24 protein-coding genes are annotated in these 21,313 nt (G+C 49.9%); 17 read left to right on the top strand and 7 right to left on the bottom strand.

Annotation, left to right across the window (positions count from 1 at the left end):
- Window positions 1-319 precede the first annotated feature (319 nt).
- Complete coding sequence (gene polA / locus ACO0LE_RS18940) at window positions 320-3,151, bottom strand: DNA polymerase I (protein ID WP_422961889.1); 2,832 nt, start codon at window positions 3,149-3,151, stop codon at window positions 320-322.
- A gap of 13 nt (window positions 3,152-3,164) precedes the next feature.
- Between polA and ACO0LE_RS18935 the strand changes: the two genes are divergently transcribed.
- From ACO0LE_RS18935 to ACO0LE_RS18920, 4 genes are all read left to right on the top strand, one after another.
- Complete coding sequence (locus tag ACO0LE_RS18935) at window positions 3,165-3,902, top strand: TIGR00730 family Rossman fold protein (RefSeq protein WP_422961888.1); 738 nt, start codon at window positions 3,165-3,167, stop codon at window positions 3,900-3,902.
- A gap of 137 nt (window positions 3,903-4,039) precedes the next feature.
- Window positions 4,040-4,528 carry a hypothetical protein gene (locus ACO0LE_RS18930; protein ID WP_422961887.1) on the top strand — a complete coding sequence of 163 codons (489 nt, stop codon included), beginning with the start codon at window positions 4,040-4,042 and terminating at the stop codon, window positions 4,526-4,528.
- Window positions 4,529-4,612: 84 nt separating this feature from the next.
- Complete coding sequence (locus ACO0LE_RS18925; RefSeq protein ID WP_422961886.1) at window positions 4,613-5,575, top strand: homoserine kinase; 963 nt, start codon at window positions 4,613-4,615, stop codon at window positions 5,573-5,575.
- Window positions 5,575-6,357, top strand: a complete 783-nt coding sequence (locus ACO0LE_RS18920; protein WP_422961885.1) for a BPSS1780 family membrane protein — start codon at window positions 5,575-5,577, stop codon at window positions 6,355-6,357. The genes ACO0LE_RS18925 and ACO0LE_RS18920 overlap by 1 nt, the downstream gene beginning before the upstream one ends.
- A gap of 73 nt (window positions 6,358-6,430) precedes the next feature.
- Here ACO0LE_RS18920 and ACO0LE_RS18915 read toward each other — a convergent pair whose 3' ends face one another.
- Complete coding sequence (locus ACO0LE_RS18915; RefSeq protein WP_422961884.1) at window positions 6,431-6,886, bottom strand: OsmC family protein; 456 nt, start codon at window positions 6,884-6,886, stop codon at window positions 6,431-6,433.
- 550 nt (window positions 6,887-7,436) lie between these two features.
- Here ACO0LE_RS18915 and rplM point away from each other — a divergent pair.
- The 11 genes from rplM to ACO0LE_RS18860 all read left to right on the top strand — a co-directional run bounded on the left by rplM (window position 7,437) and on the right by ACO0LE_RS18860 (window position 16,208).
- Complete coding sequence (rplM, locus tag ACO0LE_RS18910; RefSeq protein ID WP_262835245.1) at window positions 7,437-7,865, top strand: 50S ribosomal protein L13; 429 nt, start codon at window positions 7,437-7,439, stop codon at window positions 7,863-7,865.
- Window positions 7,866-7,874: 9 nt separating this feature from the next.
- Entirely contained in the window at window positions 7,875-8,267 is a 393-nt protein-coding gene (rpsI, locus tag ACO0LE_RS18905; protein WP_188566679.1) for a 30S ribosomal protein S9, read from the top strand.
- A 133-nt stretch (window positions 8,268-8,400) separates the two neighbouring features.
- Window positions 8,401-9,438: an N-acetyl-gamma-glutamyl-phosphate reductase gene (gene argC, locus ACO0LE_RS18900; RefSeq protein WP_422961883.1), complete on the top strand. Its 1,038-nt coding sequence runs from the start codon at window positions 8,401-8,403 to the stop codon at window positions 9,436-9,438.
- 1 nt (window position 9,439) lies between these two features.
- The gene (locus tag ACO0LE_RS18895; RefSeq protein ID WP_422961882.1) at window positions 9,440-10,162 is read left to right on the top strand and encodes a DUF6776 family protein; all 723 of its coding nucleotides are present in this window, start codon (window positions 9,440-9,442) and stop codon (window positions 10,160-10,162) included.
- A 10-nt stretch (window positions 10,163-10,172) separates the two neighbouring features.
- Entirely contained in the window at window positions 10,173-10,562 is a 390-nt protein-coding gene (locus tag ACO0LE_RS18890; protein ID WP_422961881.1) for a bactofilin family protein, read from the top strand.
- A gap of 85 nt (window positions 10,563-10,647) precedes the next feature.
- Window positions 10,648-10,998: an iron-sulfur cluster insertion protein ErpA gene (gene erpA / locus ACO0LE_RS18885; protein ID WP_262835249.1), complete on the top strand. Its 351-nt coding sequence runs from the start codon at window positions 10,648-10,650 to the stop codon at window positions 10,996-10,998.
- A gap of 137 nt (window positions 10,999-11,135) precedes the next feature.
- Entirely contained in the window at window positions 11,136-12,671 is a 1,536-nt protein-coding gene (locus ACO0LE_RS18880; RefSeq protein WP_422961880.1) for an FAD-linked oxidase C-terminal domain-containing protein, read from the top strand.
- Window positions 12,672-12,825: 154 nt separating this feature from the next.
- Window positions 12,826-13,890: a glycolate oxidase subunit GlcE gene (gene glcE / locus ACO0LE_RS18875; protein WP_422961879.1), complete on the top strand. Its 1,065-nt coding sequence runs from the start codon at window positions 12,826-12,828 to the stop codon at window positions 13,888-13,890.
- A 10-nt stretch (window positions 13,891-13,900) separates the two neighbouring features.
- Window positions 13,901-15,133 (top strand): glycolate oxidase subunit GlcF, encoded by a 1,233-nt coding sequence (gene glcF / locus ACO0LE_RS18870; protein ID WP_422961878.1) that lies wholly within the window; start codon window positions 13,901-13,903, stop codon window positions 15,131-15,133.
- Window positions 15,134-15,135: 2 nt separating this feature from the next.
- Window positions 15,136-15,468, top strand: a complete 333-nt coding sequence (locus tag ACO0LE_RS18865) for a CidA/LrgA family protein (RefSeq protein WP_422961877.1) — start codon at window positions 15,136-15,138, stop codon at window positions 15,466-15,468.
- Window positions 15,465-16,208 carry an LrgB family protein gene (locus ACO0LE_RS18860; protein ID WP_422961876.1) on the top strand — a complete coding sequence of 248 codons (744 nt, stop codon included), beginning with the start codon at window positions 15,465-15,467 and terminating at the stop codon, window positions 16,206-16,208. The genes ACO0LE_RS18865 and ACO0LE_RS18860 overlap by 4 nt, the downstream gene beginning before the upstream one ends.
- 5 nt (window positions 16,209-16,213) lie before the next feature.
- Here the strand turns inward: ACO0LE_RS18860 and ACO0LE_RS18855 are convergent, their stop codons facing one another.
- The 3 genes from ACO0LE_RS18855 to ACO0LE_RS18845 are packed head-to-tail and all read right to left on the bottom strand — an operon-like array spanning window position 16,214 to window position 18,922.
- Entirely contained in the window at window positions 16,214-16,696 is a 483-nt protein-coding gene (locus ACO0LE_RS18855) for a glutathione peroxidase (RefSeq protein WP_422961875.1), read from the bottom strand.
- Entirely contained in the window at window positions 16,693-17,829 is a 1,137-nt protein-coding gene (locus tag ACO0LE_RS18850; RefSeq protein ID WP_422961874.1) for a PilT/PilU family type 4a pilus ATPase, read from the bottom strand. The genes ACO0LE_RS18855 and ACO0LE_RS18850 overlap by 4 nt, the downstream gene beginning before the upstream one ends.
- 49 nt (window positions 17,830-17,878) lie before the next feature.
- Window positions 17,879-18,922: a type IV pilus twitching motility protein PilT gene (locus ACO0LE_RS18845; protein WP_422961873.1), complete on the bottom strand. Its 1,044-nt coding sequence runs from the start codon at window positions 18,920-18,922 to the stop codon at window positions 17,879-17,881.
- Between the two features lie 147 nt (window positions 18,923-19,069).
- On the opposite strand from ACO0LE_RS18845, the gene ACO0LE_RS18840 reads away from it, so the two are divergent.
- Window positions 19,070-19,786: a YggS family pyridoxal phosphate-dependent enzyme gene (locus tag ACO0LE_RS18840; RefSeq protein ID WP_422961872.1), complete on the top strand. Its 717-nt coding sequence runs from the start codon at window positions 19,070-19,072 to the stop codon at window positions 19,784-19,786.
- Window positions 19,776-20,600: a pyrroline-5-carboxylate reductase gene (gene proC, locus ACO0LE_RS18835; RefSeq protein WP_422961871.1), complete on the top strand. Its 825-nt coding sequence runs from the start codon at window positions 19,776-19,778 to the stop codon at window positions 20,598-20,600. The genes ACO0LE_RS18840 and proC overlap by 11 nt, the downstream gene beginning before the upstream one ends.
- A gap of 13 nt (window positions 20,601-20,613) precedes the next feature.
- Here the strand turns inward: proC and ACO0LE_RS18830 are convergent, their stop codons facing one another.
- Window positions 20,614-20,922, bottom strand: coding sequence for a YqjK-like family protein (locus ACO0LE_RS18830; RefSeq protein WP_422961870.1), 309 nt, complete (start codon window positions 20,920-20,922; stop codon window positions 20,614-20,616).
- Between the two features lie 5 nt (window positions 20,923-20,927).
- Window positions 20,928-21,311: a phage holin family protein gene (locus ACO0LE_RS18825; RefSeq protein WP_422961869.1), complete on the bottom strand. Its 384-nt coding sequence runs from the start codon at window positions 21,309-21,311 to the stop codon at window positions 20,928-20,930.
- Window positions 21,312-21,313: the final 2 nt, after the last annotated feature.

Here is a 21,313-nt window from a genome sequence, read left to right as displayed (position 1 = left end):
CAGGGTGCGCACGGCATCCCGTATCTATTCCAAATAACTTTTACTCAGCGAATAGTTGCTTTTGTAAGCATTCAATTTTCATCTATTGAATGAATCCTTATGATACAAGGGTGCGCCATGCGCACCGTTTCGTTTTTGTGCGGATGATACCTTGTTGCATCATTGATGCGTATGGCGCACCCTACGAACTCACCCAGTTTAATCGCGGAGTAATTGTGTGATTAAAACCAAAACCCGCAATCTCCATGAGCCTCTTAGCCTGAAATGCCTCCAAGAGCCGCACCAGCATTGCGGGATCTGTTTTGACATTCCATCAGGCTTAATGCGCTTCTTCCCAGTTATTTCCTACGCCAACTTCTGCTAACAGTGGCACATTCAAAGTAGCCGCATTGGCCATCAATTCTGGTAATTTACGTTTGACCAATTCCAGCTCTGCGTCCGGTACTTCGAGCACCAGTTCATCATGGACTTGCATGATCATTTTAGATTTTAGCTGGTCGGTTTCTAGCCAGTTTTGTACGGCGATCATGGCGAGTTTGATCAGGTCGGCGGCGGTGCCTTGCATTGGGGCGTTGATCGCTGCGCGTTCTGCACCCTGGCGGCGGGGGCCGTTGGGGCTGTTGATTTCTGCCAGCCAGAGGCGGCGGCCGAAGACGGTTTCTACATAGCCCTGGGCTTTGGCCTGAATGCGGGTGTCGGCCATATATTGGGCGACGCCTGGGTAGCGCTGAAAATATTTATCGATATAGCTTTGGGCGGCGCTGCGCTCGATGCCGAGGTTGCCTGCGAGGCCGAATGCGCTCATGCCGTAGATCAGACCGAAGTTGATGACTTTGGCATAGCGGCGTTGTTCGCTGGTGACTTCTGGTAGCGTGACGCCGAAAATTTCGGACGCGGTGGCGCGGTGGACGTCTTCGCCATCGGCAAAGGCTTTAAGCAGGCTGGCGTCGCCGGAGATATGCGCCATGATACGTAGCTCAATTTGTGAATAATCGGCAGAGACGATGTGGCTGCCGGCCGGTGCGACGAAGGCTTCGCGGATGCGGCGACCTTCGGCGGTGCGTACGGGAATGTTTTGCAGGTTGGGGTCGTTCGATGCCAGGCGGCCTGTAACGGCCACAGCTTGCGCGTAGTTGGTATGAACCCGGCCTGTACTGGCATTGACCATCTTGGGTAGCTTGTCGGTGTAGGTCGACTTGAGTTTGGCGAGGCCTCTATATTCGAGCAACACTTTGGGCAGCGGATAATCTTCGGCAAGTTTTTGCAATACTTCTTCATCGGTCGAGGGCGCGCCGGAGGGCGTTTTCTTGACGACGGGCAGGCCGAGCTTGACGAAGAAAATTTCACCGAGTTGCTTGGGTGAATTCAGGTTGAATGGTTGCTCTGCGAGTTCATACGCTTTCTGCTCTAGTTCCAGCAGGCGCAGGCCGATTTCATGGGATTGCGCATTGAGTTTGTCGGGATCAATGCGGACGCCGTTGCGCTCAATTTTTTGCAGCACAATCGAGGTTGGTAATTCAATGTCGTGATAGACCCGCAACAGCTTGGCATCGTGTGCGATCTCTGGCCACATCGCCTGATGCAGTTGCAAGGTAATGTCGGCGTCTTCTGCCGCGTAATGAGTGGCGCGGTCGAGGTCGACTTGATCGAAACAAATTTGCGATGCGCCTTTGCCGCAGACTTCTTCAAAGCTGATCGTTTTTTTGCCGAGATGGCGTAGTGCCAGACTATCCATGTCGTGCGATTTATGCGATTCAAAGACGTAGGATTGCAACAGGGTGTCATGCGCAATGCCACGTAAATGTACGTGGTGATTGGCGAAGATGTGGCTGTCGTATTTGAGGTTTTGCCCGACTTTGGCTTTGCTGTCGTCTTCTAGCCAAGACTTAAGTTTTCCTAATACGAAGTCGCGGCTGAGCTGTTCGGGGGCACCTGGGTAGGTATGCGCGAGCGGAATGTAGGCGCCGGAGCCGGCGGCGCAGCTCAGCGAGATGCCGACCATTTGCGCGTTCATCGGCTCCAGCGATGTTGTTTCTGTGTCGATGCAGGTGAGGGCGGCTTGATTGATGGTATCGAGCCAGCGATTGAGTGCCTCTTCGGTCAGCACAGTTTCGTAACTGGCGGCATCGGTAGTGGTCGGTGCGCCTGGCGCAGCGCCGGATGTGCCATCGCTTGCGGGATTGCCGCCAGCGTCGCCATCGTTACCATTGCTGTCAAACAGACCGCCTTGTGGTGACGCTTGCTTTTTGCTGGCGCTGGCAGTGGGTAGCGGCGTTGCACCTGCCGTCGGATCACCGGACAATTCACGTAGCCAGCTTTTAAAGCCATAGCGGGTGAAAAACGCCAGCATGGCCTCTTTGCTTTCTTCTTTGGCGATCAGCGACTGGTCGATGGAGATGTGATGTTCGGATAAATCGCAATCGGTTTTGACCGTGATCAAGACACGACCTTGCGGCAGCCAGTCTAATGCCTGACGCAGGTTATCGCCGACGACGCCTTTGATTTTGTCGGCATTGGCGATGACGCCGTCGAGGCTGTCGAACTCGCTTAACCATTTGACGGCGGTTTTCGGCCCGCACTTGGTAACGCCGGGTACGTTATCGACGGTGTCGCCGATCAGCGTGAGATAGTCGATGATGCGGTTTGGCGGTACGCCGAATTTGGCGAGTACACCGGCTTCGTCGAGCTTCTCGTTGCTCATGGTGTTAATCAGGGTGACGTTGGCATTGACCAATTGCGCCAGATCTTTGTCGCCGGTGGAGACGATGGTGTTCATGCCACGTGAAGTGGCTTCGACTGCTAACGTACCGATCACGTCGTCAGCTTCGACGCCTTCGACCATCAGGATCGGCCAGCCCATGGCGCGGACGGCTTCGTGGATGGGTTCGATTTGTAGGCGCAAGTCGTCGGGCATCGGTGCGCGCTGTGCTTTGTAGTCGGCGTACAGGTCGTCACGGAAAGTTTTACCCTTGGCGTCGAACACGCAGGCTATGTACGCTGCCGGATAATCATAGCGTAATCGGCGTAACATATTGATCATGCCGTAGATGGCACCTGTTGGCTCACCTTGAGGATTGCGCAGATCGGGCATGGCGTGAAATGCGCGGTAGAGGTAGCTAGACCCATCGACTAATAACAAGGTTTTTTGCATAAGGATAACGGTAATGAATGACAGCGGAAAAAGGATATTGAAATTGCGCCAGATGATCGATAACGATAAGACTACGGCACTCAGGGCGCGTGAATCCTGGCATATGTTCACGATTATGGCAGAGTTTGTCGAGTCCACGGAGCGCCTGTCAGGGGTCGGTCCGGCTGTAACGATCTTCGGATCAGCCAGAACGCCAGTCGATGATGACAACTACCTTAAATGCGTTGATGTGGCCCGTCGCTTGTCAGATGCGGGTTTTGCGGTGATTTCGGGCGGCGGTCCTGGAATTATGGAGGCGGCGAATAAAGGGGCTTACGACGGAACGTCTGCTTCAGTGGGCCTGAATATTGAATTGCCGCACGAGCAAAAAAATAACCCATGGCAAAACATTACTCTGACCTTCCGGCATTTTTTCGCGCGTAAGGTGGCATTTGTGAAGTATGCCGATGCTTATGTGATCTTTCCGGGCGGGTTTGGCACGATGGACGAGCTGAGCGAAGTATTGACCTTGATACAGACGGGTAAATCGCGGCATATTCCTGTGATTTTGGTCGGGACGAGCTTTTGGCGTGGTTTGCTGGAGTGGATAAAGACACAGATGGTCGGCAATGGCATGATCGATGCGAGCGACCTGAATTTGGTACAACTGATTGATGAGCCTGCGAATATTGTTGAGGCGATTTTTGCATTTTACGAGGCGCATGATATTGAGCCATCGGATGAAGAGCGTCAGCGCATGTTGTATTTATAGTCCGTGATTTGGCAAAAATTTTGCCGTTTGAGCTCTCTCTGTGCGATGCGCAGGGATATTGCTGTGAGCACGCACGCCGCTTTGTTACAATGTGTGCACGTTGCAACCTAAATGAGTACACGCTTAAAGTGATTATCATGAAAAATCTGTCCCACACATCTACCGTTGCGCTGCTGTGCCTGAGCGCTGTTTTGTTGCCTTTTTCTGTCACTGCCCAGACTGCTGCTAAGTCAGATTCCAAGCCAGACTCTTCTCCGCCAAAACTGGAAAAGATTGAAGAAGTACCTGAAACCGGCGTTAAGATCGCGAAACCTGAAAAGCAAAATCAAACGACTGAAAAACGTGTTGGCGGCAAAGTCACTGAAGTCCAGGTCAAAGCGGGTAAGAGCAATTACGTAGTCAAGCCGAATCAAGAAATTGGTAATGCGCCAAAAGGTACGGTGCAGGGTGACGCTAACCGCGGTGCGCAGTGGTCGGTACTGCAATTTGGTGGTAAAAAAGAAAGTAAGGAAGTGGAGCCTGTTCCCACCTTGCAGCCAGCGCCCTCAAAACCAGCGGCGACTGTTACTGGTACTGCTGCCAGTTCAGCTGCGAGCTCAGCAGCTAGCATGCCGGTTAAAAAATAATTCGTACCGGATCTGAACAATTCCCAGGCAAATCTTGACTGGATTTTAAGCAGATCCTAATCAGAATCTAAAACTCTACGCAAAATGGCAGTATTTACATCGGTAAGTCTGGATGATCTTCGTCCTTGGATGACGCAATTCCCTCTTGGTCAGGCATCGGCAATCAAGGGGATTGCGTCCGGGATTGAAAACAGCAATTTCTTTATTACGACAGAATCCGGTGAATTCGTTCTGACGATTTTTGAAAATCTTAGTTTTGAACAATTGCCGTTTTATCTGAAATTAATGCGCCTCCTGGCTGATCGTGGTGTGTTGGTTCCAGCGCCGATCGCGAACGATCGCGGTGAGCTGGTCGTTGCCTTACATGACAAGCCCGCCGCAATCGTGAGCAAACTAGAGGGATGTTCGCAAATGTCGCCAGCGCCTTTGCACTGCGCCGAGGTTGGTGCGATGCTGGCGCGCATGCATCTAGCCGCGCAGGATTTCGAGATACGTCAGCCTAATCTGCGCGGTCTCGAATGGTGGAATGCGACGACACCCGTAGTGTTGCCGTTTTTATCGGATGCGAACCAGCATTTATTGCGCGCTGAAATGCATTTTCAGGAAACCTTCGCGAGTACGGCGGTTTATCATGCATTGCCAAATGGCCCTGTCCATGCGGATCTGTTCCGCAACAATGTCATGTTTAATGGCGATAAGCTGACGGGATTCTTTGATTTTTATTTTGCCGGCTGCGATACCTGGATTTTTGACGTCGCTGTGACGGTGAATGACTGGTGTATTGATGTGGCAACAGGTGAGCTAGATGATGCGCGGGTGACGGCTTTGCTGGCGGCTTATCATGCTGCGCGCCCCTTTACTGAGGGTGAACGTGCGGCATGGCAACCGATGTTGCGTGCAGCAGCACTGAGGTTCTGGCTGTCACGCCTGTACGACTTTTATTTGCCGCGTGATGCCGAGATGCTCACGCCACACGACCCCGGCCATTTTGAGCGGATTTTGCGTTTGCGTGAATCGCGCAATGCGCCAGCCTTACCTGTAGCCTGATGATGAAACTGAATTCGAGTAGTGGCTGGTTGTGGATTAAAGACGGTTTTCGGTTATTTCGTCAGCAACCGGTAGAGATGCTGGCCCTGTTTTTTGCCTATATGTTCCTGACCATGGGAATAGGTTTGATTCCGGTGCTGGGGCAATTTATGCCTTTAATACTGGTACCGACATTTTCCATGAGCTTCATGCAGGCTTGTCGCCAGATCGAAGCAGGGCAGCGAGTGCATCCAAATGTGTTACTAACGGGATTCCGTTCGCCAGCCTTGCCACGCTTGCTGATGCTGGGCTTGCTCTATCTGCTTGCTGCAATGGTGGCAATCGGCGCTTCGGCACTGGTGGATGGTGGTGCGTTCTGGGATTTTTTGACGAGCCAAAAACCGATTAATCCTCAGGATCCTAAAAGCATGCCGGATACAGCGATGTTCTGGGGCATGCTGTGTTCTGCCATCGTTTATTTGCCAGCTTTAATGGCGTTCTGGTTCGCCGCACCGCTGATCGCCTGGCAAAATATGGGCGTTGGCAAGGCCGTGTTCTATAGTTTTTTTGCCGTGCGAGGTGAGGGCCGTGCCTTCACTGTTTATGGCCTGGCATGGCTGGTGCTGGGCGTATTGTTGCCCATGGTCTTGAGTCTGATGGTGGCAATTATCGTTGGCAAGGCGATTGCGGTGGTGATCATCATGATGCCGGTATCGCTCGCATTAACCGTTGTGATGTATTGCTCGTTTTATCCGCCCTACACCCATGTCTTTGGAAAGCCTGATCAGGCGAATCCAGAATAAAACAAAAAAGCGTAGTCGATCATGACTACGCTTTTTTGTTTATCCCTTCGTTTTTTTGCTCGCCGGGCGCTGATTATGCCGCGATCTGATGTTCAGACGGCATATCGATGTCTTCGATAATTTCATAGGTATGGCTCATGACCGCGGTCTTTTCCAGCATGATTGATGCCGAACAGTATTTTTCATGCGAGAGCTTAATTGCGCGTTCGACCAGGTTGGGTCTCAGGTTGCGACCACGAACGATAAAGTGGAAATTGATTTTGGTGAATACCTTGGGTTCAGTTTCTGCGCGCTCGGCCTGAAGTTGGACTTCGCAGCCGCGGATGTCCTGTTTGCTTTTACGCAAGATCAGTACGACGTCATAGGCTGAGCATCCGCCCGTGCCAAGTAAGACCATTTCCATAGGTCGAGGTGCGAGGTTGCGGCCACCACCTTCAGGTGCGCCATCCATCAAAACTGCATGACCTGAGCCTGTTTCTGCCAGAAATGACATGCCGGACAAGCCGGTCCAGCGCACTGTTGCTTCCATGTTTCTCACCTGTAAAATGAATTGATTTGAGTAATTAGCGTAATTTCAGCTAATTGTAACGCAGCAAAACAAATCACATAGAGCGCACAACAATCGTGAAAGCGTGGACATAAGGGACGTGGCAAAACGGAAATGGGGTGTATTTTGGATGATTCGTTAGCAAATTTTCATTGAATTGTAAATAGATGAAAATATTTTGGTCTTTTTACCTTGCACTGCACAATTTATTGTCCTATTATTGACTCATCGGTTAGTTATAGCGCATTAATTGGTGCCGGTAACTGATCACGCAATTGTCTCCTCCGCCTCCTAGGTGGATTCAACCCGAAGCTCAGACTTCGGGTTTTTTTTGCCTTTTTGCTGCATTTTCTGCCTTTCATGTGCTCATTTTTTAAACAATGCTTGCACTAAGTCTTTGAAAATACTATAATTTCCGATTCTCTATTAGCCCAAGAGAGAAGTTACAAGGGAGAGTCTGCCAAGCAAGGTCGGCAGAACCACCAAAGCAACCAAGATTACAGGGCGTTTTTAACTCTTACTAGGATTCATCATGAAAACCTTTTCCGCAAAAGCACATGAAGTGCAGCGCGACTGGTTCGTGATTGACGCGACGGACAAAGTACTCGGACGTGTTGCCAGCGAAGTGGCACTCCGTTTGCGCGGCAAGCACAAACCTGAATTTACTCCTCACGTTGACACGGGCGATTTCATCGTCGTTATCAATGCAGGTAAACTGCGTGTTACAGGTACTAAAGCTCTGAACAAGACTTACTACCGTCACACTGGCTACCCAGGCGGTATCTACGAAACTAATTTCCAGAAAATGCAAGCGCGTTTTCCAGGTCGTGCACTCGAGAAGGCTGTTAAAGGCATGTTGCCTAAAGGTCCACTCGGTTACGCAATGATCAAGAAGCTGAAAGTGTATGCTGAGGCAACTCATCCGCACACTGCGCAGCAACCTCAAGTACTCGACATCTAAGGATTAGCCATGATCGGTAATTACAACTACGGTACTGGCCGTCGCAAGAGCGCAGTTGCTCGCGTCTTCCTGAAATCCGGCAGCGGCAAGATCGTTGTGAACGGCAAACCAGCAAACGAATATTTTTCTCGTGAAACTGGCCTGATGGTCATTCGTCAGCCTTTGGAATTGACTAACCACCTCGAAACTTTCGATATCATGGTTAACGTCCACGGCGGCGGCGAATCCGGCCAAGCTGGTGCAGTTCGTCACGGTATCACTCGTGCCTTGATCGACTACGAAGCAACATTGAAGCCAGAGCTGTCAAAAGCTGGTTTCGTTACACGTGATGCACGTGAAGTTGAACGTAAAAAAGTTGGTCTGCGCAAAGCACGTCGCGCAAAACAGTTCTCCAAGCGTTAATCTCGCGGACTCTGTCTCTGAAAGCCGTCAGGTTAATAGCCTGGCGGCTTTTTTCTATTTTAGAGTCTTATTTACAATTTCTGGCACCTTCTGCTGCTAGAATACGAACAAAATTTCTGTCGAGGAACATACGATGATCAAAATAGGCATAGTCGGCGGTACCGGCTACACGGGTGTTGAACTGCTGCGTTTGCTATCCGCACATCCCGATGCGCAGTTGACAGCGATCACATCGCGTAAAGAAGATGGCCTGCCAGTTGCTGATATGTACCCGTCCTTGCGCGGCCATGTTGATCTGGCTTTTTCTTCCCCCGACAAAGCAAAATTGACCGAATGTGATGTCGTATTCTTCGCGACGCCGCACGGGGTCGCCATGGCTCAGGCGCCGGAGTTGCTGGCTGCAGGTGTCAAAGTGATCGATCTTGCCGCAGATTTTCGACTGCAAGACGTTAGCCAGTTCGAGAAATGGTATGGCATGCCACACAGCTGTACCGAAATTCTCAAAGAAGCTGTATATGGATTGCCAGAGTTGAACCGTGCCAAGATAAAGACTGCCCGTGTGATTGGTAACCCCGGCTGCTATCCGACGACCATGCAATTAGGTTTTTATCCTTTATTGAAAGCGGGCGTGATTGATGCGGGCAATCTGATTGCCGATTGTAAATCCGGTGTCTCCGGCGCAGGACGCAAGGCTGAAATGAGCTTATTGTTTTCAGAAGCGAGTGACAGTTTTAAGGCCTATAGCGTTTCTGGTCATCGTCACATACCTGAGACCATAGAGCAATTACAGGCCATGAGTAGCGAAAAGATCGATTTGCTATTTACGCCGCATTTGGTCCCGATGATACGCGGTATGCATTCGACGCTTTATGGTCGTTTGACCAGCGACATCAGTAATGAAACCTTGCAATCCTTGTTTGAAGATGCCTATAAAGATGAGCCTTTCGTCGATGTCATGCCATTCGGCAGTCATCCGGAAACGCGTTCTACACGAGGTTCAAATATGTTGCGCCTCGCGTTGCACCGGCCAAATAACGGTAAAACGGTGGTGGTGCTGGTGGTGCAGGATAACTTGGTCAAAGGTGCGGCAGGGCAGGCGGTGCAGTGTATGAATATCATGTTTGGCCTGGACGAAACAACGGGTCTGAAACATGTTGCGGTGATGCCTTAAGATGAGCCGACGCTTAGGACCACGACGCCTGGTCGATTCCAAAATGACGATACGCCAGGATCAGCCCTGGCCCGTCAAATTGGCGATTGTTGCTGTCATTATCGGTCTGGCGGGAGCGGTCGCCTTATGGACCTATGATCTGGGCCGCAGTTTTGCATTCGGCCCTAAGATTAAACCGGAAGAAGTCGAAGCGCTGCACAAGCAAATCGATGAGCTGAAAGTCGAGCGCGATAAACTCGCCGCGCAGGTAAATACCTCTGACAGCCAGCAAAATATCGAGAAATCGACGCAAAAGCAATTGACGGATCAGGTTAAAAATCTGACTTCAGAAAATCTGAAGCTAAAAGACGATCTGGCTTTTTTTGAGAGCCTGATGCCATCTGCCACCGGGCCAGAGGGAATTACCCTCCAGAGAGTAAAGGCAGAAATGGTGACGCCGAACCAGATGCGTTACCGCGTTCTGGTAATGCAAGGGGGCAAAGGTGGGCGGGATTTTGTTGGAGATTTGCAATTATCTCTAACGCTGGCGCAAGGCGGCAAACCTGTTATGATGCAATTCCCCGATCCGAAGACGGGCGAAGCTGGTAAATTAAAATTGTCATTCAGGTATTATCAGCGACTCGAAGGTGTGGTGACCCTACCGGAAGGCGCAACGGTCAAGTCGCTACAGGCCAAAGTGATGGATAAAGGCCAGTTACGCGCCCAGCAATCGATCAATTTGTAAGGGGTTTTCCATGTTTAGTCGTAAAAGTAAAAATACCATTGATAGCCTGATTGGTGTATCCAGCAGCATTGAGGGCAATCTGCATTTCAAGGGTGGTTTGCGCATCGATGGCCACGTAAAGGGCAATGTCATCGCAGAGGCCGATGAATCCAGCATGCTGGTGATCTCGGAGCAGGCAAAAATTGACGGAGAGGTCCGCGCAGGACATGTGGTTGTCAATGGCGAAATCAATGGCCCGGTATTTTCAACTGAATTGCTGGAGCTGCAACCCAAAGCGCGTATCTCAGGTGATGTGCACTATAAAGCCCTGGAAATGATGAACGGCGCTCTGGTGTCGGGCAAATTGACCCATGATCAAGCAGCCGAGCCCGTCTTGAAACTTGCCTCATCTAATAATTAGAATCATCGCTAGACTTATTCTCGTCAAAACACGCGGGCGCATATAGGTCTATAATAAAGCCTTGTCAGAACAGTAGGAGCGCGAAATGAATGCCGTAGCCGAAATGCCAGCACCGATTATTTTTACTGAAAGTGCGGCCGCCAAAGTGGCGCAATTGATTGAAGAAGAAGGTAATCCTGATTTGAAACTGCGCGTCTTCGTCCAGGGTGGCGGATGTTCAGGTTTTCAGTACGGTTTTACTTTCGATGAAATTGTGAATGAAGATGATACTGCCATGACCAAAAATGGCGTGCAGCTGCTGATCGATTCCATGAGCTACCAATATCTGGTCGGCGCAGAGATCGACTATAAAGACGATCTGGAAGGTGCGCAATTTGTGATCAAGAATCCAAATGCGACAACAACCTGCGGTTGTGGATCATCTTTCTCCGCATAATGTTGGTGAAATTTGAGTGAAAAAAGGGATGCTGCGGCATCCTTTTTTTACGCCTGAAAATTATTCAGCGCACGCCTTTGCAACAATTCATCCCAAGTATGACGACTTTGATTACACTGAAATAAAAAGGAGTCGCTATGTCTCAGACAGTAATTGAAAATTTACCTCTAAACCAGTCGGCACCACAGATAACACTACAACCGGGTCAGCAACACCAACAGCGCCAACTTGCTGTGGTTACTGCATTGCGAACAATTTTGCCTGAACGTAGTGTGCTGTATCAGGAGGAAGATACGAGACCTTATGAGTGCGACGGATTGGCAGCTTATCGCCAGCTCCCTATGGTTGTATGCTTGCCCGAAAATGAGCAGCAAGTAATTGCCGTTTTAAATATTTGCCGTGAGCTCAACGCCCCAATCGTACCGCGCGGTGCCGGTACAGGACTCTCTGGTGGTGCGATGCCCATCATTGATGGGGTTGTATTATCTACAGCAAGACTGAACAAAATTATTAAAGTTGATGCGTACTCGCGCACTGCAATTGTCCAGCCGGGCGTACGCAATCTTGCTATTTCAGAAGCCGTCTCTGCTTTAGGTTTGTATTACGCACCAGATCCATCTTCCCAAATCGCTTGTACGATTGGTGGCAATGTTGCGGAGAACTCTGGTGGTGTGCATTGTCTCAAATACGGCTTAACCGTCCATAACGTTTTACGCGTTCGTGCTATCACCATTGAGGGTGAGGTAATTGAGTTAGGGGGCGAGTCATTAGATGCTCCTGGACTTGATCTCCTCGCAGTATTCATCGGTTCAGAAGGAATGCTCGGGGTCGTTACCGAAGTCACCGTTAAATTAGTTCCGAAACCACAAGCTGCACGGGTAATCATGGCCTCGTTTGACGATGTAGTGAAAGGTGGTAATGCTGTCGCGAATGTGATTGCTGCCGGGATTATTCCAGCGGGATTAGAGATGATGGATAAGACCTCGTCACGCATGGTAGAGCCGTTTGTAAAAGCGGGTTATGACGTTGATGCTGAGGCGATTTTATTATGCGAATCTGACGGTACGGATGACGAAGTAGAGGAAGAAATCCAGCGTATGTGTGCAGTGTTGGAAAACGCAGGCGCTACCGCCATTGCTGTTTCTCAAAGTGAAGCGGAGCGGCTTCAGTTTTGGTCCGGTCGTAAAAATGCATTCCCTGCTGCAGGCCGTATCTCTCCTGATTACTACTGCATGGACGGCACGATTCCTCGCAAAAATCTTTCCCAAGTATTGTTGGGCATTGCTGCAATGGAACAAAAATATGGCTTGCGATGCGCCAACGTATTTCATGCAGGTGACGGTAATTTGCATCCTTTGATTTTGTTTGATGCAAACAAGGAAGGCGAGTTTCACCAGGCCGAATTATTTGGTGCGGAGATACTGGAATTATGTGTAGAGGTTGGCGGCACGATCACTGGCGAGCACGGCGTAGGCATAGAAAAAATCAATTCAATGTGCGTACAGTTTTCTACCGCAGAGCTAGATGCATTCCGGGCGGTAAAGCGCTCGTTTGATACTGCCTTTTTGCTTAATCCTGACAAGGCAATTCCGACCTTACGTCGCTGCGCTGAGTATGGGCGTATGCATGTCAAACGTGGACAATTGAAGTTCCCAGATTTGCCGCGATTTTAGACGCCCATATTTTTTGCGCCTTCTGGCGAGAAAATGGCTGGAGAGCGCCAGAATATGTAGAGGACTAATTTTAGAAATTTATTTTCGAATAGATACAGTATTCAGATGAGCAACAAGATAAATATAACAAACGTGACGAAGCAATATCGCTGATATGGAAAAAATTCTACAAGACTTTCGCGAACGCATTCAGGCTGCTTCAAGGTACAAGACTGCGCTTTGTATCCAAGGTGGTGCCAGCAAAAGCTGGTATGGGCAACATGGCGTTGGCGAGCTGCTAGATACTCGTGCTTACTCGGGTATCGTTGCATATGAGCCGACTGAGTTGGTCATTACGGCGCGTTGTGGCACTCAGCTGGCGGAGATCGAAGCCGCTTTGGGTGAGCACCATCAAATGCTGGCATTCGAACCGCCACACTTTACCCAGCATGCCACCTTGGGAGGTATGTTGGCCTCAGGTCTGTCAGGTCCACGGCGGGCAACTGTTGGCGCGGTAAGAGATTTTGTATTGGGCGCCAGTTTGATGGACGGGCGTGGAGAGCTATTGCATTTTGGCGGACAGGTAATGAAGAATGTCGCCGGCTATGATGTCTCGCGATTGCTGGCTGGTTCGATGGGAAGCTTAGGGCTAATCACAGATATGTCGATTAAGGTCTTGCCTAAGCCCTTTGCCGAGACCACACTGGTATTTGCTTTGTCGGAAGCCGATGCGCTCTCTCGCTTGAATCAATGGGGCGGACAGGCCTTGCCCATTTCCGCTAGCGCCTGGCATGTTGGACGACTGATGCTGCGGTTGTCTGGAGCGGAAGCGGCAATCCATTCAGCAAAAAAATCTCTTGGCGGCGAAGAGGTCAGGGATGCTGCAAGTTACTGGAACTCTTTACGCGAACAGACGCATGAATTTTTTTTGCAGGGTGAAGAGCATGGATTATGGCGCTTGTCTTTGCCAAGTAGTGCAGCACCCTTGCAGTTGACAGGCAAATCGTTGATCGAGTGGGGTGGCGCGCAGCGCTGGCTATTCACTGACGAAAGTCCACAACGTATTCGCGATGCCGCGCGTCTAGCCGGTGGTCATGCGACCTTATTCCGAGCTGGCGATAAGTCGTTGGGCGTGTTTGCTCCATTAGCGCCCGCAGTTGCAAAAATTCACCACAACCTAAAAGCAGCATTCGATCCAGCGAGAATATTTAATCCCAGACGCATGTACCCAGAACTGTAATTCGAAAACTATGCAAACCAATCTCGCTGACTTTATCAAAAATACCCGCGAAGGCAAGGAAGCCGAGGACATTTTACGTAAGTGCGTTCACTGCGGCTTTTGTACCGCTACTTGCCCTACCTATCAATTGTTGGGCGATGAATTAGACGGTCCGCGCGGACGTATTTATCTCATCAAGCAAGTATTGGAGGGCAAACCTGCCACCGTAAAAACTCAGCAGCATCTGGATCGTTGTTTAACTTGTCGCAATTGCGAATCGACTTGTCCCTCTGGTGTGCAATATGGACGACTAATCGATATTGGCCGCAAGGTGGTAGAGGACCAAGTCCCGCGACCAATGGCGCAACGCTTAATGCGCACAGCACTCAAGCAGATATTGCCGCGACAATCTATTTTTAATCCAGCGATGAAGTTGGGGCAAACAGTTCGTCCTTTATTGCCAAAAGCACTGCAGAATAAAGTACCTGTCGCGCGAGCTGCAGGCAACTGGCCGCAAGCCCAACACGTGCGTAAGATGTTGCTACTGGATGGTTGTGTCCAGCCCGCGATGTCGCCAAATATCAATGCTGCCACTGCCCGCGTGTTAGATGCCTTAGGTGTACAACTGATCGTCTCACCAAAGGCGGGCTGCTGTGGTGCAATTCGTTTTCATCTCAACGATCAGGACGGTGGTCTGGAGGATATGCGCCGTAATATCGATGCCTGGTGGACGTATGTGGAACAGGGGGCAGAAGCCATTGTGATGACCGCGTCGGGTTGTGGCGTCACCGTAAAGGACTACGGACATTTACTAGCGCATGACAGCATTTACGCAGAAAAAGCTCAACGCATCTCAGCAATGACGAGAGACTTAAGTGAAATATTGCCAGAATTTGAAGCCGAACTAGTCAGCAAACTTCAAGGAAAAATCGCCCAACGTATTGTCTGGCACCCTCCGTGTACTTTACAACATGGTCAACAAATTCGTGGCAAGGTCGAGGGCTTGTTACGCAGTGCTGGAGTGGATGTGAAGCTATGTGCTGATAGTCATTTATGTTGTGGTTCGGCTGGGACGTATTCCGTATTGCAGCCCGAACTGTCGTATCAATTGCGGGACAATAAATTACGCAATTTGCAGGCTACTGGAGCCGAGATTATTTTATCGGCCAATATTGGCTGCCTCACACATTTGCAATCAGGTACCAGTACACCAGTGCGACACTGGGTGGAATTGCTGGATAGCGCTTTAAAAGACAGCAAATAATCATGATACAAACCTTCACTATTTTGCTGATTTTTCAGTGCTTAGGTGAAGGCTTTGTGCATCTTGCCGCACTGCCAATACCTGGGCCGGTGGTCGGTATGTTGTTGTTATTCTTTTTTTTACTTTTAAAAAAAGATGTTGCACAAAAAATGGCGCCGACCGTCCAGGAATTTTTACGTCATCTTTCTTTGTTATTTATCCCTGCCGGGGTTGGTATTATGGTGTACGGTCAGCGGGTACTGGATGAGTGGTTACCGTTACTGTTAGCTCTCTTGATTAGTACGGCACTTTCAATTGTTGTTACTGCAGTAGTCGTGCGGTGGCTGCAAAAATGAACACTCACTTTAGCGATTTTGCTGAACTCAGCAATCTGTGGGTCTATTTAGCAGCATCTCCCTTGTTGGGATTGACTGCCACACTATTGGCTTACCAATTTGCTTATAAATTGTATGAGAGAGCAAAGTTCAGTCCGCTGGCTAATCCAGTTGCGATTGCTGTTATTTTATTAGTCTTACTACTGACACTTACTCATACACCCTATAAGACGTATTTTAACGGCGCTCAATTTGTCCATTTTTTATTAGGGCCGGCGACAGTCGCGTTGGCAATTCCTTTGTATCAACAGTTGGGCAAACTTAAGCGCGACTGGTTTGCATTCTTGATGGGAGCTTTACTCGGAAGTGCAACAGCGATCGTTAGTGCGATGTGCATTGCTTGGCTATTCGGCGCTTCAGCAGTGACTATTTTGTCCATCGCACCAAAATCCGTAACGATGGCCATTGCGATGGGGATTACAGAAAAAGTAGGCGGTTTGCCGTCCTTGACTGCTGTGCTGGTGATGATTACTGGCATTCTGGGGGCGACGATGGCGCGTGGTCTGCTCAATCTGGCCAGAATTAAAGACGAGAGTATAAGAGGATTTGCGCTCGGCGTCAGCGCTCATGGGATCGGTACGGCCAGAGCGTTTCAAGTGAGTGAACAAATGGGCGCATTTGCTGGTTTGGCGATGGGCATTTCTGGGCTACTGACTGCGTTGATTTTGCCCTTTGCGCTCCATCTCGCCAAACTCGTTTGATCCGTTTATTCGGACAGCAGTTTTTCTATATCTGCCACCAGTTCGGCCGGTGTTGTTAGCGGCGCATATCGATTAAAAACGGTACCGTCTTTTTTGATCAAAAATTTAGTAAAGTTCCATTTGATTGCTTCACTACCGAGCAATCCCGGGGCTTTTGATTTCAGGTATTGATATAGCGGATGAGCGTCTTTGCCATTGACATCAATTTTGGCAAATAGCGGAAAGGTCACGCCATAATTCTTCTCGCAAAATGAGCCTATTTCATCGGCTGTACCGGGTTCCTGGTGGCCGAACTGGTTACAAGGGAAACCGAGCACTTCGACGCCTTTGTCGCGAAACTGCTGATAGACGGCTTCCAGTCCTTTGTATTGTGGAGTGAAGCCGCAATTGCTGGCAGTATTCACGATTAGCAGCACTTTGCCCTGGTATTGTTTCAGATCTACAGGCTGGCCTTGCAGGTTATCTGCATTAAAGTCGAGTGCGCTCATACAATTCCTAAATGTGATGTGCCTGCGCTGAGGTCACGGTTTTTAGCTTCTTTACCTTTGAGCATAATTGCCAGACGCAATTCATTGACGGAGTCGGCATTGCGTAAAGCATCTTCGTACGTGATTAGATCGGCTTCGTGCAGATCAAATAGCGCCTGGTCAAAAGTTTGCATACCGATTTCGCGAGATTTTTTCATGATCTCTTTAATCTCGTGAACATCTCCTTTGAAGATCAGGTCAGAGACTAAGGGCGAGTTCAGCATAATTTCAATCGCTGCGCAGCGCCCCTTTTTGCCACGTAGTGGGATCAGGCGTTGAGAAATAACAGCTTTCAAGTTCAATGACAAATCCATCAGCAATTGCGCACGACGTTCTTCCGGGAAGAAGTTGATAATACGATCCAGCGCCTGGTTGGAGCTGTTTGCATGCAGGGTCGCCAGGCAAAGATGGCCGGTTTCTGCAAACGCAATCGCAAAATCCATGGTCTCACGGTCACGGATCTCACCGATCTGAATCACATCCGGTGCTTGGCGCAAAGAGTTTTTCAGCGCGGCACCCCAGTCTTCGGTATCGATACCGATTTCACGTTGCGTGATGATGCAGTTGCCGTGCGGATGCACATACTCAATCGGATCTTCAATCGTAATGATGTGACCGTAGCTATTCGCATTGCGATAGCCCAGCATTGCCGCCAGAGAGGTTGATTTACCAGAACCAGTTGCGCCGACCATGATGACCAGGCCGCGCTTGGTCATGGCGACGTCTTTCAGATGAACGGGCAAGCCAAGTTCTTCCATAGTCGGGATCGCTGTCGTAATCGTACGCAGCACCAGACCTACCCGGCCTTGTTGCATAAACGCAGAAACACGAAAACGTCCCATCCCCGCGGGGTTGATCGCAAAGTTACATTCTTTGGTTGATTCGAATTCAGCCGCTTGCTTGTCGTTCATGATCGCACGTGCCAAATCAATGGTATGCGCCGATGTCAGCGGCTGATTCGATACCGGTGTGACCTTGCCATCGATTTTGAAAGCAGGAGGAAACTCTGCGGTGATAAATAAATCGGAGCCATTTTTACTGAGCATCAAGCGCAGTAAATCATGCATAAATTTGGTAGCCTGATCGCGTTCCATCGTAGTACGTCCTTAATTCAAACTGATTAGCCGGAGGCTTTTCTGACGATTAGCCAGGGAAGTTATCCGGTGTTTTTGCTGCTGCTCTTGCGGTTCCGACAGAGATGACATTGCGCTTGACCAGTTCTGTCAGGTTTTGATCCAGAGTTTGCATGCCCATATTGCTACCGGTCTGGATAGAGGAATACATCTGTGCAATTTTCGCTTCGCGGATCAGGTTACGGATCGCGGGTGTACCAAGCATAATCTCATGTGCCGCGACCCGGCCTGTACCGTCTTTGGTCTTGAGCAGGGTTTGCGAAATAACGGCTTGCAATGACTCAGACAACATTGAACGTACCATTTCTTTTTCTTCTGCCGGAAATACGTCGACGATACGATCAATAGTTTTAGCAGCAGACGAGGTGTGCAGGGTACCAAACACAAGGTGGCCGGTTTCGGCGGCAGTCAGGGCGAGGCGGATAGTCTCCAGATCACGTAACTCACCGACCAGAATAACGTCAGGATCTTCACGCAGCGCTGAGCGCAGCGCATTGTTGAATGACATCGTATGAGGCCCGACTTCACGTTGGTTGATCAGGCATTTTTTTGACTCATGGACAAATTCGATAGGATCTTCGACCGTCAGAATATGACCGTATTCATTTTCATTGACGTGATTCACCATCGCTGCCAGCGTAGTGGATTTACCGGAGCCGGTTGGTCCTGTTACCAGCACCAGACCCCTTGGCTTGAGCGAGAGCTCAGCAAAGATGCGGGGTGTATTTAACTGTTCCAGACTGAGAATTTTGGATGGAATGGTACGCATTACAGCGGCTGCGCCACGTTCCTGGTTAAATGCATTCACACGGAAACGTGCCAGACCCGGGATGGAAAACGAGAAATCGCACTCCAGCGTTTCTTCATAGGCTTTACGCTGTGAGTCATTCATAATGTCGTAGATCAAACCATGGACATCTTTATGCTCAAGAGGTGGCAAATTAATGCGACGCACGTCACCATGCACACGTATCATAGGCGGTAAGCCAGATGACAGATGTAAGTCGGATGCGTTGTTCTTTACGGAGAACGCGAGGAGTTCTGAAATGTCCATTTATAATTCCGGTGATGAAATGATTTGCGGTGGCGTGCACAGAACTCTGATGCAATCGCACTGATCAACCTACAACTTATGCAATCCTGGCGGGACTTTTTGCCTGAATCCGGTCCCAGCTATGTTGCAAAATCAAGTATCTCGATTATGTCCTTAATATCAAGCAACTTGCAAGCCGTGCGTGATGATTTACGTGCCGCTGCCTTAGCCTGCGGTCGCGATCCTCAGGGGATTGCGCTGCTCGCCGTTTCTAAGACTTTTGATGCTCAGGCGGTTATTGATGCTGCCAGCACCGGGCAGAGCGCCTTTGGCGAGAATTACCTACAGGAAGCACTGGATAAAATGCAGCTGGTGCGCAGCCTGAGACCGGATTTGTTGCTTGAATGGCACTTTATCGGGCCGATTCAAAGTAACAAGACTCGCCAGATTGCCGAGCAATTTGATTGGGTACACTCTGTTGACCGAGATAAAATTGCCAATCGCTTGTCGGAGCAGCGTCCTGCGGGCAAACCTCCCTTGAATATTTGTCTGCAAGTGAATATCAGTCGTGAAGCAAGTAAAAGTGGCGTCATGCCAGAAGAAGCACTCGCACTGGCGCAGCATATTGCACAATTGCCGCACTTACGCCTGCGCGGGCTGATGGCGGTACCTGAGGCGACGGAGGATGAGTCGCGTCAGCACCAGCCGTTTCGCGAATTGCGTGAGCTACAGGAAAAAATTCAGGCTGCTTTGCTCCCCTCAGGAATCACTTTAGATACATTATCGATGGGCATGAGTGCTGACAGACACGCGGCGATTGCCGAGGGCAGCACGATGGTGCGGATAGGATCGGCAATTTTTGGAAAAAGAGCATATGCAAAATAAATTGAAAATAGCATTTATCGGTGGCGGCAACATGGCCACGGCCCTGATCGGTGGTTTATTACCTGAAGTAACCGCGCCAGAGTATGTGCATGTGGTAGATCCTTATCAGGAATCGCTTGATAAACTGGCTAAGCAGTTCGGTGTCAGTACGGCATTGCAGATTGATACCAGCATTGAAAAGGCCGACATCATCGTTTTATCGGTAAAGCCCCAGCAGCTCAGACAAGTCGCAGAAGCGCTTGTGCCTTATGTGTCCGCCCAATTGATCCTGTCTATCGCCGCAGGTATCCGCTCGGTGGATATCGCTCGCTGGTTAGGCTATCACAAAATTGTCCGTAGCATGCCGAATACGCCCGCACTGATTGGTAAAGGTGTGACGGGTTTGTATGCGACCAGCAGTGTCTCGCCTGAGCAAAGAGAGGCTGCCGATCACATTATGCAAGCCGTGGGATCGACAGTGTGGCTGGATGATGAATCTTTGATTGATGCGGTGACTGCTGTTTCCGGGAGTGGTCCAGCCTATGTATTTTATTTTATCGAGGCGATGCAGCAGGCCGCGCTGGAATTGGGGTTACCGGCAGAGCAGGCGATGCAATTGGCAATGGCGACCTTTGACGGTGCGACTCAGCTCGCTTTGAAATCAACAGACTCCGTTGCGGTGTTACGTGAGAAAGTGACGTCTAAAGGCGGTACAACTTATGCGGCACTAAGCAGTATGGAGGCACATGGTGTGAAGACAGCAATCATGCAAGCAGTCAAAGCCGCTGCCGCCCGCGGTAAGGAATTGGGGGATGAGTACGGGGCTCAGAGCTGATGATGTTTTAGCTTTAATCTTGCTTAGGTTGGTTCGAATTTTTCAAAACAGGCGCGAGGTTTTGCCAGATATTCCAGGCAATCAGTCCTGTTTTGAGTAGCCGCCACATACGGCGAGGCTTGACGATCAGCGTCGCAACTGCAAAACCAATCCCTAACGCGGGCTGCTTTTTGATTTGCTTCACAACCTGCAGACCGAGATCCGCAAATTGCAGGGATCGCCTGATCTGTTGTCCATGGCCGGCGATTACTTCGCGCTGAACCTGAGTCTGAGCCAGTAGTTGCCGGCGGCGTTCTGCGAGTTGTTGGCTCAGTTTAGGCATGGCGATCAGAGTGATTCATCTGTTGCGCTGCTATCGCGCAAAGCGGATGCATCTTTACGCAGCTCTGCCAAGGTACTGGCTAATAATCTGGGTTTGGTCAGCATATTTTGACGTAACCACCATCCAAGGCCAATCGCCGCACCTGAAAATACTGCCAGCAGAGAGAGCAAAACCGCCATACGGTAGCTGTCCCAGAAGGCGGCGATCAAGAGCAATATCAGCAACAAAACTGCAACACCGGCACAAAACAAAGCGACCAGCGACCACAATAAGTAAGAGGAAAAACGAGTGAGCTCTTCCTCTACCTCCACCGAAATTAATTCCAGCCGGGTATGCAGAATACCAATCAGCGTGGCGGCTAAACGGGCTACGGAATCAACGATGGCCATCG

It is taken from the genome of Undibacterium sp. Xuan67W, from assembly GCF_049340165.1.
Lineage (GTDB): Bacteria > Pseudomonadota > Gammaproteobacteria > Burkholderiales > Burkholderiaceae_D > Undibacterium.
Note: the sequence above shows the minus strand (reverse complement) of the source record. Positions and strands in the feature narration are given on the sequence as shown.

Coding starts and splice junctions, on each gene's coding strand:
- ACO0LE_RS18840 (WP_422961872.1), top strand. CDS start 19,070: ATGTCCTTAATATCAAGCAACTTGCAAGCCGTGCGTGATGATTTACGT.
- ACO0LE_RS18930 (WP_422961887.1), top strand. CDS start 4,040: ATGAAAAATCTGTCCCACACATCTACCGTTGCGCTGCTGTGCCTGAGC.
- ACO0LE_RS18925 (WP_422961886.1), top strand. CDS start 4,613: ATGGCAGTATTTACATCGGTAAGTCTGGATGATCTTCGTCCTTGGATG.
- glcF (WP_422961878.1), top strand. CDS start 13,901: ATGCAAACCAATCTCGCTGACTTTATCAAAAATACCCGCGAAGGCAAG.
- glcE (WP_422961879.1), top strand. CDS start 12,826: ATGGAAAAAATTCTACAAGACTTTCGCGAACGCATTCAGGCTGCTTCA.
- ACO0LE_RS18935 (WP_422961888.1), top strand. CDS start 3,165: ATGAATGACAGCGGAAAAAGGATATTGAAATTGCGCCAGATGATCGAT.
- ACO0LE_RS18895 (WP_422961882.1), top strand. CDS start 9,440: ATGAGCCGACGCTTAGGACCACGACGCCTGGTCGATTCCAAAATGACG.
- ACO0LE_RS18850 (WP_422961874.1), bottom strand. CDS start 17,829: ATGGAACGCGATCAGGCTACCAAATTTATGCATGATTTACTGCGCTTG.
- ACO0LE_RS18825 (WP_422961869.1), bottom strand. CDS start 21,311: ATGGCCATCGTTGATTCCGTAGCCCGTTTAGCCGCCACGCTGATTGGT.
- argC (WP_422961883.1), top strand. CDS start 8,401: ATGATCAAAATAGGCATAGTCGGCGGTACCGGCTACACGGGTGTTGAA.
- ACO0LE_RS18855 (WP_422961875.1), bottom strand. CDS start 16,696: ATGAGCGCACTCGACTTTAATGCAGATAACCTGCAAGGCCAGCCTGTA.
- rplM (WP_262835245.1), top strand. CDS start 7,437: ATGAAAACCTTTTCCGCAAAAGCACATGAAGTGCAGCGCGACTGGTTC.
- ACO0LE_RS18845 (WP_422961873.1), bottom strand. CDS start 18,922: ATGGACATTTCAGAACTCCTCGCGTTCTCCGTAAAGAACAACGCATCC.
- ACO0LE_RS18920 (WP_422961885.1), top strand. CDS start 5,575: ATGATGAAACTGAATTCGAGTAGTGGCTGGTTGTGGATTAAAGACGGT.
- ACO0LE_RS18915 (WP_422961884.1), bottom strand. CDS start 6,886: ATGGAAGCAACAGTGCGCTGGACCGGCTTGTCCGGCATGTCATTTCTG.
- proC (WP_422961871.1), top strand. CDS start 19,776: ATGCAAAATAAATTGAAAATAGCATTTATCGGTGGCGGCAACATGGCC.
- polA (WP_422961889.1), bottom strand. CDS start 3,151: ATGCAAAAAACCTTGTTATTAGTCGATGGGTCTAGCTACCTCTACCGC.
- ACO0LE_RS18865 (WP_422961877.1), top strand. CDS start 15,136: ATGATACAAACCTTCACTATTTTGCTGATTTTTCAGTGCTTAGGTGAA.
- ACO0LE_RS18830 (WP_422961870.1), bottom strand. CDS start 20,922: ATGCCTAAACTGAGCCAACAACTCGCAGAACGCCGCCGGCAACTACTG.
- erpA (WP_262835249.1), top strand. CDS start 10,648: ATGAATGCCGTAGCCGAAATGCCAGCACCGATTATTTTTACTGAAAGT.
- ACO0LE_RS18880 (WP_422961880.1), top strand. CDS start 11,136: ATGTCTCAGACAGTAATTGAAAATTTACCTCTAAACCAGTCGGCACCA.
- ACO0LE_RS18890 (WP_422961881.1), top strand. CDS start 10,173: ATGTTTAGTCGTAAAAGTAAAAATACCATTGATAGCCTGATTGGTGTA.
- ACO0LE_RS18860 (WP_422961876.1), top strand. CDS start 15,465: ATGAACACTCACTTTAGCGATTTTGCTGAACTCAGCAATCTGTGGGTC.
- rpsI (WP_188566679.1), top strand. CDS start 7,875: ATGATCGGTAATTACAACTACGGTACTGGCCGTCGCAAGAGCGCAGTT.